The organism is Collimonas sp., assembly GCF_035566555.1.
GTDB lineage: Bacteria > Pseudomonadota > Gammaproteobacteria > Burkholderiales > Burkholderiaceae_D > Collimonas.
In genome coordinates this window covers 1-14,588 of the sequence record NZ_DATMRB010000174.1, presented here as the reverse complement: position 1 = coordinate 14,588, position 14,588 = coordinate 1, and the positions used below count along the sequence as shown (strand labels likewise).

General features: G+C 57.0%; 9 protein-coding genes and 1 pseudogene. 4 read left to right on the top strand and 6 right to left on the bottom strand.

Annotated elements, in window-relative coordinates; translation table 11 throughout:
- Position 1 precedes the first annotated feature (1 nt).
- The 6 genes from VNZ65_RS21740 to VNZ65_RS21715 form a co-directional block, all read right to left on the bottom strand.
- Complete coding sequence (locus VNZ65_RS21740; protein ID WP_325672769.1) at positions 2-1,180, bottom strand: ABC transporter permease; 1,179 nt, start codon at positions 1,178-1,180, stop codon at positions 2-4.
- Between the two features lie 8 nt (positions 1,181-1,188).
- Positions 1,189-2,127 (bottom strand): ABC transporter permease, encoded by a 939-nt coding sequence (locus tag VNZ65_RS21735; RefSeq protein WP_061938311.1) that lies wholly within the window; start codon positions 2,125-2,127, stop codon positions 1,189-1,191.
- Positions 2,128-2,146: 19 nt separating this feature from the next.
- The gene (locus VNZ65_RS21730; protein WP_325672767.1) at positions 2,147-4,162 is read right to left on the bottom strand and encodes a M3 family metallopeptidase; all 2,016 of its coding nucleotides are present in this window, start codon (positions 4,160-4,162) and stop codon (positions 2,147-2,149) included.
- Between the two features lie 85 nt (positions 4,163-4,247).
- On the bottom strand, positions 4,248-5,996 hold the full coding sequence (locus VNZ65_RS21725) for an ABC transporter substrate-binding protein (protein WP_325672765.1): 1,749 nt from the start codon (positions 5,994-5,996) through the stop codon (positions 4,248-4,250).
- A 157-nt stretch (positions 5,997-6,153) separates the two neighbouring features.
- Positions 6,154-7,962, bottom strand: coding sequence for an ABC transporter substrate-binding protein (locus VNZ65_RS21720; RefSeq protein WP_414649197.1), 1,809 nt, complete (start codon positions 7,960-7,962; stop codon positions 6,154-6,156).
- 297 nt (positions 7,963-8,259) lie between these two features.
- Positions 8,260-10,014, bottom strand: a complete 1,755-nt coding sequence (locus tag VNZ65_RS21715) for an ABC transporter substrate-binding protein (protein WP_325672762.1) — start codon at positions 10,012-10,014, stop codon at positions 8,260-8,262.
- 224 nt (positions 10,015-10,238) lie between these two features.
- On the opposite strand from VNZ65_RS21715, the gene VNZ65_RS21710 reads away from it, so the two are divergent.
- From VNZ65_RS21710 to VNZ65_RS21695, 4 genes and pseudogenes are all read left to right on the top strand, one after another.
- Positions 10,239-10,469 carry a hypothetical protein gene (locus VNZ65_RS21710; protein WP_325672760.1) on the top strand — a complete coding sequence of 77 codons (231 nt, stop codon included), beginning with the start codon at positions 10,239-10,241 and terminating at the stop codon, positions 10,467-10,469.
- 184 nt (positions 10,470-10,653) lie between these two features.
- Positions 10,654-13,236 (top strand): TonB-dependent receptor, encoded by a 2,583-nt coding sequence (locus tag VNZ65_RS21705; protein ID WP_325672758.1) that lies wholly within the window; start codon positions 10,654-10,656, stop codon positions 13,234-13,236.
- A 315-nt stretch (positions 13,237-13,551) separates the two neighbouring features.
- Positions 13,552-14,205, top strand: a complete 654-nt coding sequence (locus tag VNZ65_RS21700; protein ID WP_325672756.1) for an energy transducer TonB — start codon at positions 13,552-13,554, stop codon at positions 14,203-14,205.
- A 68-nt stretch (positions 14,206-14,273) separates the two neighbouring features.
- Positions 14,274-14,588, top strand: a pseudogene (locus tag VNZ65_RS21695) (MotA/TolQ/ExbB proton channel family protein); the annotation flags it as partial.

Sequence of the window (14,588 nt, the reverse complement as noted above, 5' to 3'; positions counted from 1 at the left end):
CCTATTTCAGCTTCGGATCGAGGGCGTCGCGCAGCGCATCGGTGAACAGCGAGAACGCCGTCACCAGGATCGCCATGGCGATACTCGCAGCCGCCAGCTGCCACCACTTACCCAGAATTAATTCGTTTTGCGCTTCATTCAGCATGCTGCCCCAGGAGACGACGCCGACCGGCACGCCGAAACCGAGGAAGCTCAGGATCACTTCCGACTTGATGAAGCCGACCACCGAGATCGACAGCTGCACCAGCGAGACGTGGCTGACGTTAGGGAAGATATGGCCGAACATCTTGCTCCAGTGGCTGGCGCCGATGGCGTCCGCCGCCATCACGTATTCGCGCGACTTGTGCTTCATGTATTCGGCACGGATCAGGCGGTAGGTGCCGGTCCAGCCGGTCAGGCCGAGAATCAGCACGATCGCCGTCACCCCTTTTTGCTGCAGCACCGCGGCCACCGCCAGGATCAGCAGCAGATAGGGGATGGAAGTGAAGATGCTGTAGAACCAGTTGAAGGCATCGTCGATCCAGCCGCCGAAGTAGCCGGAGACGGCGCCGAAGATGGTGCCGAGTGCGACCGCCAGCAAAGCCGAGACCAGGCCGACGATGATCGAGGTTTCCGCGCCCTTGATGGTTTTCTTGATGATGTCGTGGCCCCATTTGTCGGCGCCGAACGGCAGCGTCTGCTTGCGGATCAGGGTGGCGCTGCTGCCTTTCTTGGCCAGCTCGGCGCGGATTTCAGCCATTTCAGTGGCGAGCGGATCGGCGATGCCGTAGTCGTTGGCGATCACCGGCGGTGGTGCCGCCGCGGTGCCGCTCTTGCGCAGGTCGCGCAGGATGTCGCGCAGCGGATCCACCGGATTTTCCGGCGGTGGCGCTTCCACCGCTGCATCGTTGTCGGCGAAGCCGCGCTCGGCGTCGGTTTGCGCGCCGAGGAAGGTCGGTGGCGCGTAGTTGACGCCGACTTCCTTCGACCAGTCGCTGGCGATCAGGCCGCTGGCGGACATTGCCAGCATGATCAGGTAGAGGCCGACCACGGCCATCGCCGCCATCGCCACGCGGTCGGCGCGCAGGCGGCGCCAGGCCAGCGCCCACAGGCCCGGGGAGTGAGTCTGGGTAGCGCTATTCAGTGCTACTGTGCTTGCCGGCGCCGCTTGGGTAGGGGCCGAATGTATACTTTGAGTCATGGCGGCTCCTACTTCAGTTGAACGCGTGGGTCGACAGCTTGGTACAGCAAGTCAGTCAACAGGTTGAATATCATGGTGGCGGCGGCGACATAGATCGTGATCGCCTTGATCACCGGGAAATCGCTGCGTTCGACCGCCAGGATCACTTCGCGGCCGATGCCTGGAATCGAGAAGAAGCGTTCGATCAGGAAGGCGCCGATCAGCAGGGCAGGCAAGTTCGACATGACGTTGGTGATGATCGGGATGGCGGCATTGCGCAATACGTGCACCCACAGGATGCGGCGTTCCTTGACGCCTTTGGCGCGTGCGGTGCGGACGTAGTCCTGGTTGACTTCATCCAGCACGAAAGTACGGTACAGGCGCAAGCTGGGAGCGATACTCACTGCCAGCATGATCAGGATCGGCAGGGCCGAGTAGTGGAACAGGTTTTCCCAGAAGCTGTTGCCCCAGCCTTGCACCGGGAACATGCCCAGCTTGTAGGCGAACCAGTATTGGAACAGGATGATGTAGACCAGGATACTGATCGACATGCCGACAGTACAAGCCACCATCACCGCGCGGTCGGTCTTGGAGCCGCGCACGAATGCCACGGCCAGCGCCAGCGCCACGGCGATCAGGGTTTCCAGGATGGTCAGCGGGATCAGCACGGTCATGGACGGGCCGAGGCGGGTCAGGATCACGTTGGCGACCGATTCACCGGTGCTCCAGCTGGTGCCGAAGTTGAAGGTGACAATCTGCTTGATGAAGATCCACAGCTGGATGTAGTAAGGCTGGTCGATGCCCAGCTGGGTGCGGATGTTGGCGATCTGTTGCGGGTTCGACATCTTCCCCGCCAGGATGTAGGCTGGGTCGCCCCCGACCCAGTTGAACAGGAAAAATACCAGTACGATGACGCCGAGCATGGTCGGCAGCATTTGCCAGAGTCGGCGCAGGATATAAGCGGTCATGATGGTTCCTTAGTCTGGCTCAATGCAGGCGCTGGCCTGAAATTTCGTCAAAGAATGCCTTGCTGTTCGGCTCGCGGCCGAGGAAGGTGCTGACCATTTCGCCGGCCGGCTGTTCGCCGCCGCGGGAAAGGATGTCTTTACGGTACAGATGGCCGACTTCCGGATTCATCAGCTTGCCGTTGTAGCGCGACAGCATGTCCAGCGCCAGCACTTCCGACCACATGTAGCCGTAGTAGCCGGCTGCGTAGCCGCCCATCAGGTGGCCGAACTGGCCCGGGAATTCGGTGCCCGGGACATAGCCCAGCGGCGTCGCCCCCTCCATTTTCTGCCAGACTGCCAGCGGCTGTTCCTTGTCGGCCTGGTCGTTATGGATGGTCATGTCGTAGCTCGCGTACAGCAGCTGGCGCGCATAGCGTATGCCGCGGCCGTAGTTGTGGGCGGCGGTCAGGCGGCCCAGCAGAGCGTCGTCGATGGTCGGGCAGGCAGTCTTGCAGAAGCCGGCCAGCAGGGTCAGCGATTCCTTGCGGCGGGCCCACTCTTCATACATCTGCGATGGCGCTTCGACAAAGTCGAGTTCGACATTGGTGCCGGCTTGCGCTACATATTTGGTATGCGAGAGGACGCCGTGCAGCACGTGGCCGAATTCATGCACCAGGGTTTCCAGTTCGTCGCTGTTCAAGCCGTTGCGATCGAGGTTGGTGACCAGGGTAGAGATCGGCGTGCGGTGCGCCAGCGTGCTGACGCCGCGCGTACCCCAGGCGGCAGCGTGACCATATTTACCTTCGCGCGGATAGAGGTCGAGATAGATGCCGGCGATGCGTTCTTTGCTCTTGCTGTCGATGACGTCGTAGTACTGGACTTCAGGATCCCAGACAGGCACTTCGACACGTTTGAATTCGACGCCGTACAGGGTGCCGGAAACATGCAGGATCCAAGGCACCGCGGCTTCGCTAGGGAAGTACTTGCGCAGCGCTTCCTGGTCGACGTTGTAGCGCGCCTGCTTGATTTTCTGCTGCCAGTATTCCGAATCCCAGCGCTCCAGCTTGGTCTCGGCCAGCGGCGTTTTCAGCGTTTCCGATTTGAACACGCGCAATTCTTCGATTTCCTTGCGTTCCAGCTCAGTGACCGCGGTCTGCACTTCGGTCAGGAATTTTTCCACGGTTTGCGGATTCTTGACCATGCGGCGGCGGGTCACCAGGTCTGCGTAGCTAGGCAGACCGAACAGGCCTGCCATTTCATGGCGCAGATCCATGGCTTGTTTCAGGATCTCCAGGTTTTTCGGCGTGCCATGGTTGGTGAAGGCGATCTGGTAGCGGCGGCGTGCATCGCTGTTATCCGCCGATTCCATGAACGGCTTGTAATCAGGATATTCGAAGCCGAGCAGGTAGTTGCCCTTGTCGTCGCGCTTGGCGCGCGCCAGGTAAGCGGCTGGCATGCCTTGCAGTTCGGCTGGGGTGAAAGTCAGTTTCTGGTTGTTGTCGCGGATATTGCGCGCGAATTCCTGGCTCAGCTCGCCCAGCTTGTCGAGGATTTCCTTCATGCGCGCGCGCTTTTCCGGCGGCAGGGAAACGCCGGTGTCGTCGAAGCTGTACAGGATGTCCTGGCGCAGCTTCTGTTCGATCGGGTCGGTCGGCTGGATGGCTTTGAAGCGGGCGTACAGCTTTTCGCTTTGCAGCAGGTCGGTGGCGAACTTGTTGGTTTCGATCAGGCAGGCTTCGGTGGTGCTGCGGACTTTTGCGTCAGGTGAAACGTTGTTGAGGATATCGACCGGGCCTTGCAGGTCTTCCAGTGCGATTTGCAGGTCGTTCCATTCGGTCAGCACTTTCTTGCTGTCTTTGGCATGGGCCGGCGGCAGTTTCTCCAGCATGGCGACGCGCTTGCGCAAGCCGTCCAGGGTGTTGCTGCAGAGAGTAGGGATCTGGTCCGCCTGCAACAGCGGAATCAGGGGCCGCTGTGCGCCTTGGGCGACTGCCTGGTTCATCATCAGCGTGAAGAACGCTGTGGTGACCGGCAAGAAAAGTGACGATGTTTTCATGCATTACCTCAAATATGGGCCGAGTGAAAATTAACAGTGATTGGGGAGGCAGGCGGGAGGCTCTGTGCCGTCCCGCTCCGCGTGTTTATTTAGTGCGTTTTTCGATGTCGAAATACATCCATTCGGTCGGCATGACCGGATGCTTCTTGTAGCCGATCACACGCGGCTGCGCGATCATGTTGCGGTAGCGGGCGTAGCCGATGCGCGACGGCGAATCGACTTCCAGGATGCGCGCCATCTTGTGATACAGGACATCCCGCTCCGGGCCGGCGGGTAGTTTTTGCGAGGCGGCGTACAGCACATCGTATTCGGGAATCTTGACGCAGCCATTGTTGTTCTGGCCAACGTTCGGACCGTAGAACAGCTGCATGAAGTTGTCGCCGTCAGGATAGTCGGCGATCCATGGCGCAGTGCGGGTCTGCAGCTGGCATTCTTTTTCCGCCTTGAGCAGGTCAGGGAAGGTTTTCAGGTCGCCGACCATGCGGATGTGGATGGTGTCATAGGTCTTCTTCCACATTTCCGACTGCTGCTGGCCGTTGGAGTCGGCGCGGGCGGAATAGCGTACTGTCAGCGGCTTGCCGTCCGGCAGGTTGCGGTAGCCATCCTTGCCGATCTTGTAGCCGAACTTGTCGAGCAGGGCATTGGCGACTTCCGGTTCGTACTGGATGCTGCTCTTGTAATCCGGATCGTAGCCGACCACGCCTGGCGGGATCGGGTATTCCAGCGGGATCGCTTCGTCGTTCCAGACCACCTTGATTTCTTCACGCACGTTGTGCGCCATGGCGATGGCGCGGCGCAGGGCGATTTTTTCCTTGCTCATGCCGCCCAGCACCGGGTCTTGCATGTTCCAGTAGAAATAGCTGATTTCAGGATCGACGATGCGTGACAACTGCACGCCGCGCTTGACGAATTCCGGTTTCAGCTTGCCGCCGGCCATGACCTGCGGCGCCAGCGGGCCTTGCAGTTCGGTGATGTCGACTTCGTCGCCTTCGAAGGCCAGCAGGCGCGACTGGTCTTCCACCATCACGCTGATTTCGACGCGGCCGATCTGCGGCATGCGCTTGCCCTTCATCTTGGCGACGATGGCAGCATCGCCAGGGTCAGTGCTAGGCTGGAAATCCCAGGTGTAGCCACGGTAGTCCGGGTTGGCGGTCAACACCATGCGTGAGCCGCGTATCCATTGGCTCAGGATGTAAGGGCCGGTACCGACCGGGTGTCCCATCACGGTGCCCTGGGCGTCGCGGTATTTTTCGATGACTTCGCGCGCCACGGCGCTGGTCGGCTGGTGGGCCAGGATCATGCCAAGGTTGAAATCTGGTTGTTTCAGGTGAATGCGCAGGGTATAGCGGTCCAGCAGTTCGAAGCCGGGGACATTGGCGTCGTAGTCGAAATGGCCGGTTTGCTTGGCTTTGGCGGCAACTTCGTCGAGGCCGACCACTTTGCCTTCCAGCAGCCAGGTTTGCGGCGAAGCCAGCTGCGGATCGAACAGGCGTTTCCACGAATAGACGAAATCGCCCATGGTCAGTTCGCGCTTCTTGCCGTTGAACACCGGATCGTCGGCAAAGTAGATGCCTTTTTTCAGGTGGATGGTGTAAGTCATGCCATCGGCGCTGACTTCCGGCAGGGCTGCCGCTGCCGAAGGCATCAGCTTGGCCGGACGGGCCAGGTATTCGTAGGCGAACAGCGTTTCAAATACCGACTGGTTCACCAGTTGCGAATACAGGTCGCGTGTGACGGCCGGATCGAAACCGGTTTCCGGCGCCACGAAGACGAAGCGCAATACCTTGTCGGGATCAGCTGGCGAGGTCGGCGCCGCCGCCGCCGATGCATGCATCGGCAGGGCACACGCTAAACACGCAACCAATATCCCGCGTAACCAAAGCGAGTTCATACCATTTGTCTCCTTCATAAATCTCTAGCTAAATCGGGACTGCGGCAGGCTGATAGGGCTTGCCGGAGCAGGGTGTCTTGTCAATTGCTGAATAGGCGGCTTAGTGTTTGTCGACGTCGATGTACTGCCATTCGGCGTGCAGGATCGGATGCTTCTTGAAGCCCTTGACCCATGGACGCGCCAGCCAGCTGCGGATGCGGGTAGTGTTCACCACCACGGCCGAGTCGGCTTCGATCTGTCGATTCATCTGCAGGTAGAGCTGGTTGCGCTCGGGCCCCGGCGGCAAGGCAACGGCTTTTTGGTAAAGCGCGTCGTAGGTTGGCGAGCTATAGCAGCCGTGATTGCCCTGGCCGACATTCGGGCCATACAGCAATTGCATGAAATTCTGCCCTTCCGGATAATCGGCCATCCAGGCGGCGCCCCACAGCATCAGCTTGCACTGGGTGGCGGCTTTCAGATTGTCGGCGAAATTGTTGATGATGAATTCGGAGCGGATGCCGATCTTGTCCAGGCCGCGTTTCCACAGTTCCGACATTTCCTGGTAGAACACCGCTTGCTCGCGCGTGAATTTCAGCAGCAGCGGTTTGCCGTCCGGCATGGTGCGATAGCCATCGGCGCCGCGCTTGTAGCCGAAATGATCCAGCAGCTTGTTGGCCAGCGCCGGATCGTAGGCGACGCTATTGCGGTAAGTCGGATCGTAGCCGACCACGCCTGGCGGAATGAACATCTCCAGCTTGGTGGCCTGGCCGTTGCGCAGGATTGAGACTTCCTGCTTGTTGTCGTACACCATGGTGATTGCGCGGCGCAGGGCGATCCGGTCGAGGCTGTTGCCGCCGATGGTCGGATCCTTGTAGTTCATGACGGTGTAGGTGACGCCGGCATCAACCACGCGCTGCAGCTGGATGCCTTGTTCGGCGTACTCAGGCTTCAGCTTGTCGCCGTCCAATACTGTCGGGGCGGCCAGTTGCGGCATCTTGTCGAAGTCGATCTGCTTGCCCTGGAAGGCCAGCCAGCGCGATTGTTCTTCTTCTATGATGTTGATCTCTACCTTGCCAACCTGGGGCATTCTCTTGCCCTGCATGTCCTTGACGATTTGCTTGTCGATGGCGTCGGAGGAGGGCTTGAAGTCCCAGGTGAAGCCGCGGTATTCGGGATTGGCGACCAGCACGATCTTGCTGCGCGGGACATAGGTTTGCAGCATGTACGGGCCGGTTCCGACCGGATGCTGTCCGCTTTGCGCGCCGTAGGTGCTGATGACTTCCTGAGCCACCGCGCCAAAGGCCGCATACGCCATGATGTTGAGGAAGTTATAGTCCTTGGCGTTGAGGGTGACGCGCAGGGTGTAGCGGTCTGGCGCCTGCAAGCCGGCGACCGGGGCATCGTAATTGAAGTGGCCGCGTTTTTGCGCCTGGGCGGCGAGGTCATCGAGACCGGCGATCTTGCCTGCCAGGAAACTCGCGTGTACCGAACGGCTCTGCGGATCGAGAACGCGCTTGAACGTATATATGTAGTCTTCTGCGGTCAGTTCTCTGCGCACACCCTTGAATGCCGGATCGGGAGAAAAATAAATACCTTTTTTGATGTGAAAGGTATAGGTCTTGCCGTCTTCGCTGATTTCCGGCATGGCTTCCGCGGTCTGCGGCACCAGCTTGGCCGGCCTGGCCAGATAATCGTAGGTCAGCAGGGTTTCGTAGATGACTTCGCTGACCCAGCCGGAGTAGAAATTCGCGGTCCGGATCATGTCGAAGCCGTCGTCGGCGGCTTCGAAGCCCATCCTGATCACTTTCGATGGGTCGGCCGGATTGGTGCTGGTGGCAGCGCTGGCGCTGCCTGCAAACGCCGCGACCACCAGCATTTGCCCTATCAATACTTTTTTGAAGCCAAGCAGATTCGATAATTTACGATGCATTTTCATTGCCTTTTGAGCAGGTGATTATTTTCTTGTGCTTAAGATTGCTTATCTTCAGCCAAAATAGTGTCATTTCCAATGACATCGCGCGTTATGGCGGGTAGCGAACGCGCGACTGGTACTGTTTTTTGCTTAGCAATCCATCAAGATGAAATAGTGTACGCCTGCTCTGCTTAGTTGAAACCTGTTCATGTGGGTTGTCTCCTGTTTTGTTTAGTTTTTGGGGCCGATGCCGGCCGTACGTTCCAGGTTAAGGCGGCATACTACAGAATCCCGCGCAAAAAGATAGATAGGCGCTCAGTGTTTTTCAACATCGAGGTACTCCCAGTCGGCCTGCAGGATAGGATGGCGCTTGAAGCCCTTGATCCACGGCCGTATCATCCAGTTGCGCAAACGCGACGTTGTCAGGACCCAGGCGGTGTCGGCTTCCATCTGGCGGCTCATGTCGATATACAGCTGGTTGCGCTCCGGCCCCGGAGGCAAGGCCTTGGCCTTGACATACAGGGCGTCATAGGCCGGCGAGCTATAGCAGCCGTTATTGCCTTGCCCCACATTCGGGCCGTACAGCAGTTGCATGAAGTTGTCGCCTTCCGGGTAGTCTGCGGTCCAAGAACCATTCCACATCATCAGCTTGCATTCGGTCGCCGCCTTCAAATTGTCGGCAAAATTGCTCACCTTGAACTCGGCGCGGATACCGATTTTATCGAGCCCGCGTTTCCAGATCTCCGAGGAAACCGTATTGATCGCATTGGGTTCTGTCGCAATTTTCAAAGTTAGCGGCTTGCCGTCCGGCAGGGTGCGGTAACCGTCGGCGCCGCGCTTGTAGTTGAAGCGGTCAAGCAATTTGTTTGCCAGCACCGGATCGTAAGCGATGCTGTTGCGGTAGCTGGGATCATGGCCGACCACGCCTTCAGGGATCGCCATCTCGGCTTTTACCGCCAGACCGAGGCGCATCTGGCTTATTTCATCGTCAATGTTGTAAGACATTGCGATTGCCCGTCGCAGGGCATTTTTCTCCAGGCTGCTGCCGCCGATCAGAGGGTCTCGGTAGTTGAGGAAGATGTAAACCACGCCGGCTTCAGTGATAGTATCGAGGCGAACGCCTTCATCGATGAAGGATTGCTTCAGTTTTTTGCCGTCGAGAACGGTCGGCGCGGCTGCCTGCGGCAGGTAGTCAAAATCGATCTGCTTGCCTTGGAACGCCAGCCAGCGCGATTGCTCTTCCTCGATGATGCTGATTTCGACGCGCCCGACCTGCGGCATTTTCTTGCCCTTCATGTCGTGCACCAACTGGTCGTCCCAGGCCGATCCGGACGACTTGAAGTCCCAGGTGTAGCCGCGGTATTCAGGATTGGCAACCAGTACAATTTTGCTGCGCGGCACATACTGCTCCAGCATGTAGGGGCCGGTGCCGACCGGATGGGCTTGGGTCCGGTCGCCATAGGCATCCACGACTTCATGCGCTTGCGCGCCCAGGGCGACGAATCCCATGATGTACAGGAAATTGTAGTCCGGCGCCGTCAGCTTGATTTGCAGGGTGTAGCGGTCAGGCGTTTGCAAGCCGCTGACTGCGGCATCGTAGTCGAATTTGCCGGTTTTTTTGGCGGCGGCGATCAGCTCATCCATGCCGGCGATCTTCCCTTGCAAGACATTGGCATTTGGGGACAGGTTCTTCGGATCGAGGAAGCGCTTGAAGGTATACGCATAGTCGGCGGCCGTCAGTTCCCGGCGCACGCCTTTGAAGGCGGGGTCGGGAGCAAAATAAATCCCCTTTTTGATGTGGAACACGTAGGTCTTGCCGCCATCGCTTATTTCCGGCATGGCTTCCGCGGTGCCGGGGACCAGTTTGGACGGGCGCGCCAGATAGTCATAAGTCAGCAAGCGTTCAAAAATGGCTTCGCTGACCCAACTGGAATAGGCGTTATAGGTGCGCACCATGTCGAAACCATCGTCCGGCGCTTCCAGCGCTACGCGCACCACTTTGGACGGATCCGCCGGATTATTGCCAGTTTGAGCAGGAAATGCTGCACCTGCGATGCACGAAATGAGCATTAATGGTGCAATGCACGATTGCGTAATTTGCTTAAAGTTCCACATAATCCTGTCTCTATTTCCTTGCCACATGGCAGTTAAATGTTCCGCATTCTAGGCCCAAACAGCCCGCGAAATGGCGTAGTTTCGCCATTAAATCAATCTATGCGACTTTACTTATACGTATATGCGTATTTGTTATTTGGCGTATATAAGCAACAGTTCGCAGGCGTTGCCCAAATTAAATGCTGTTTTTATTTTTTTTAGGATACACTATTTTAGCTGCATTAAAACCTGTGGCATATTTTTTGCTTGTAGCTTTAGGCGGAAATGTTGCTGGCAAACAATTACAAATTGGTACCAGTAAAGTTGCCGTGCAGTTTGTTTTACTCGCGAAAAAAATCTGCTTTTTGGTCGTTGTTGTGCAAAAGATTTTGGACGCATCGCTCAGAAGGCGATTAACAAATCGTACTTAGATTTACTATAAAACTTAAATTTCAACTCTAACTTTTACCCATAGGGAGTTTGGTTATGATGAAGGAACGGGGATTGCCACGTTCGCTGCGACTGATGTTTTCAGGCGGCGTAGCTGTTGGGCTAGGTCTGTTGGCCCATTCAGTGCAGGCGCAGGAGACGAAGACGGACGATGCTCCACAACAAATGCAACGAGTCGAAATTACTGGCTCATCGATTAAACGCATTGCGGCTGAAGGTATTTCACCTATCACCGTGATCAAGGCCGACGATTTCACCAAGATGGGATCGACTACAGCGGCTGAAGTGCTGTCCAATATTTCGGGCAACCAGACACAATTCAACACCTCGTCCAACGTGGGCGCCGGCAAGACTGTCGGTGCTGCTGCAGACTTGCGTGGCCTGGGCTCCAACAAGACACTGGTTCTGCTGAACGGCCGTCGTCTGGCCAACAGCGCGTTCGACGGTTCGGCAGTCGACTTGAACGTCATTCCAATCGCTGCGCTCGACCGCGTTGAAGTACTCCGCGACGGCGCGTCTGCGATCTACGGTACCGATGCTATCGGCGGCGTTATCAACTTCATCACCAAGCGTTCTTACACTGGCTTGAACGTCAGCGGCGAAGGCATCCTGCCGCAGCAAGCGGGCGGAGCTGAAAAGCGTGTCAACGTTTTGGGCGGTATCGGCGATCTGGACAAGGATGGCTACAACTTCTTCGGCGTGATCGACTATCACACCCAGAACGGCGTGAAAGCCAGCGACCGCGATTTTGCCAAACTGGGCGGCCAAAACCCAGGTGTTGGCCTGAACGCCAGCAGCGGCAACTCTTATCCGGCCAACTTCACCGATGTCGGTTCGGGTAACAGCAGCAACCCTTATGCAAGCAACTGCAGCTCCGTGTCGTCATATGCCTTCAGCAAGAGCGGCATTTGCCGTTACAACAGCCAGGCAAACATCGGCATCGTCCCGAAAACAGAGGAAATCGCTGTAATCGGCAAGGGTACTTTCAAGCTGGGTCCTGACGATACAGCCTCGATTGAATACCTGCACTCGCAAAGCAAGGTGAAAACCTATGTTGCGGGCGACGTGTTCGCTGGCGACGTCAGCGGCACCAGCACCGACTATTACATCACCAAAAGCAGCCCGTTCTATCCAGGCAATGGCATTACGCCAGCCAACTCGACTGCCAGCGGCGGCCCGTTGTCGCTCAACTGGCGTTCGGAGACTGCCGGCCAGCGCGTGACTGAATCCAAGAACAGCACCGATCGTTTGCTGCTGAGCCTGGAAGGCACCAAGTTCGGCTGGGATTACAAGACTGGCCTGTCCTATTCGGTCAGCAAGGCGGAAGACAATCTGGCAGGCGGCTACCTGAACAACGATATGGTCAAGGCCGGCTTGCTGAACGGCATCATCAATCCGTTTGGCCCGCAAAATGCAGCTGGCACAGCCTATCTGAACAGCGCCCAACTGTACGGCACTTATGAAGATGCACGCACGCAAACCACATCGCTCGACTTCACTGCCAGCCGCGAGCTGTTCCAGTTGCCAGCCGGTCCGGTGGGCTTTGCGATTGGTGGCGAGTACCGCAAGGAAAAGGCCAGCTTCAACGTTGACCATGCACTGGCCGACCTCGATTCCAGCACCGGTTCGCAGGATGCGCAGTCGTCTTCCGGCCAGCGTAACGTCAAAGCTGTGTTTACAGAGCTGAGCGTACCTATCGTCAAGAGCCTGGAAGCACAATTGGCAGCACGCTACGACCGCTACAGCGATGTCGGCGGCACGATCAATCCTAAGATCGGCTTCCGTTGGCAGCCAGCCAAGCAAATCATGTTCCGTACTTCGTACAGCACTGGTTTCCGCGCTCCTAGCCTGTATGAGTTGAATGATCCGACTTCGAAGACCTTCACCAACAGCGCCTACAACGATCCAGTCCTGTGCCCAGGCGGCAACGTGGCTGCCGGCGGCGTCGCTGCACGTGATTGCGGTCAGCAATTCATGAAGCTGCAAGGTGGTAACCCGAATCTGCAACCGGAAAAATCGAATTCCTTCACGCTCGGTATGGTGATTGAGCCGATTCCAACGGTGACTGCTTCTGTCGACTACTTCAACATCAAGATCAAGAATCAGATTTCGGCGATTCCTGAAGCCGATATTTTCGGTGATCCGACCAAGTACGCGGGCAACTATGTACGCAATGCTGACGGTTCGTTGAACTACGTCACAGATACCAACATCAATCTGGGCAACGTTCACACCTCGGGTTTCGATATCGGCGCCGCATGGCGTCTGCCGAAGACCGCATGGGGTAATTTCGGCCTGTCGCTGGATGGCACATACGTCACCCAGTACGACTATCAAACCGAAACCGGCGGCGCTTACCTGAACAACCTGGGCGTCTACGGCGGTGGTGTCGGTGCTGCGGGCGGCGTGGTGTTCCGCTGGCGCCATACTGCTACGCTGAACTGGAGCCAAGGTCCATGGAGCGCAGCAATGCAACAAGTCTATACAACCGGCTATCGCGATCAGAACGGTCCTAACGTTGTCGATGCATACAAGAACCACACAGTCGGTTCCTACACGCGCTACAACCTGTCCGGTAGCTATACCGGCTTCAAGAACCTGACTCTGACTGCCGGCATCAAGAACCTGTTCAATACGAACCCACCGGGCACCAATGTAACCGACAACTTCCAGTATGGTTACGATGCTCGTTACGGCGATGCTATTGGCCGCGCGTTCTTTATCCGTGGCAACTATCAGTTCTTCTGATAGCGGGAATCAATTGACTTAAGCGCTATTCGTAAGTAAACCACCTGGGAAGTTATCCAGGTGGTTTTGGCTTTTCCGAATACATAAGTTAAGTTGCATCTTTCTGCTGTTTTAGGAGTCCTTGATGTAGTATTTACGGATGCGCAGAAATTGAGTGGTGACAGATTGGTATCTTTGTAGGGTTCGTACTGAAAATACCAGAATGGTGCACCACGGCAGGTACAATTTTTGCGTTACCGTATCTGGGCAGTAGTTCACTCATCAGATTGCAGGCAGTTCTGGCAATTGAATAATGTAGTATCGGAGGAAAGAGGCATGGATTTCACGCAGGATGGGAGAAACCCTTCCAAGAATGTAGTTGGCATCAGCGTGGTGGTTCTTCTGCATGTGGCGCTAATTTATGCGCTGGTTACCGGTCTCGCCCGCAAGGTCGTTGAAGTGATTCAGCAACCGGTCGAAACCAAGATCATCGAGGAGATCAAACCGCCACCGCCGCCACCACCACCGAAACAGGTTGTGCCGCCACCGCCAAAATCGGTTGCGCCGCCACCACCGTTCGTACCTCCACCAGAGGTAAAGGTAACACCGCCGCCAACAGAGAACGTGATTGCAGCAGTCACCAATGTCAAACCACCGACAAATGATTTGCCGACTTCTGTAGCACAACCATCGACCACCGGTGAAGCAGGTCCTTCGCATACCAGTGCAAAAATTTCTGGCAATTGCGAAAAACCGGAGTATCCGAGAACTTCTTTGCGTAATGAAGAAGAAGGTACCGTGACAGTCAGACTGACGATTGGTCCTGACGGTAACGTGGTCGATTCTGCAGTTGAAAAGGGCAGCGGTTTCAAGGATCTGGACAGAGCCACGGTGAAAGCCTGGAGCCTGTGCCATTTCACCCCGGCCATGGCCGACGGTAAACCTGTGCAGTCAACGACAAAAATGCAGTATGTCTGGAAGCTCGAATAATCGACGTGTAGAACCACTACGTTGTCCGTTATCCTAGCAATCTAATTTATAAAATTTGGAGTATTAGTATGTCTACCACTCGTAATCGCTTATCCGCCCTGGCTGCCGCTCTGATGATCTCCGCCGTGACGATCTCGCCGCTGGCCGCAATCGCCCAGACACCAGCCGCAGCTTCCGCTCCTGCTGCCGCTTCCGCACCGGCCACAGCCGACGCGCCTAAAGCTGCCGATGCAGCTGCAGCGTCGCTGGTCGACACCCCAACCCCACCGCCAGCACCTGCTGACCACGAAACCGTCAACAATCCATACGGCCTGGACGCCCTGTGGAAAGGCGGCGACTTCGTTGCCCGCGGCACCCTGATCATCCTGGTGCTGATGTCGATG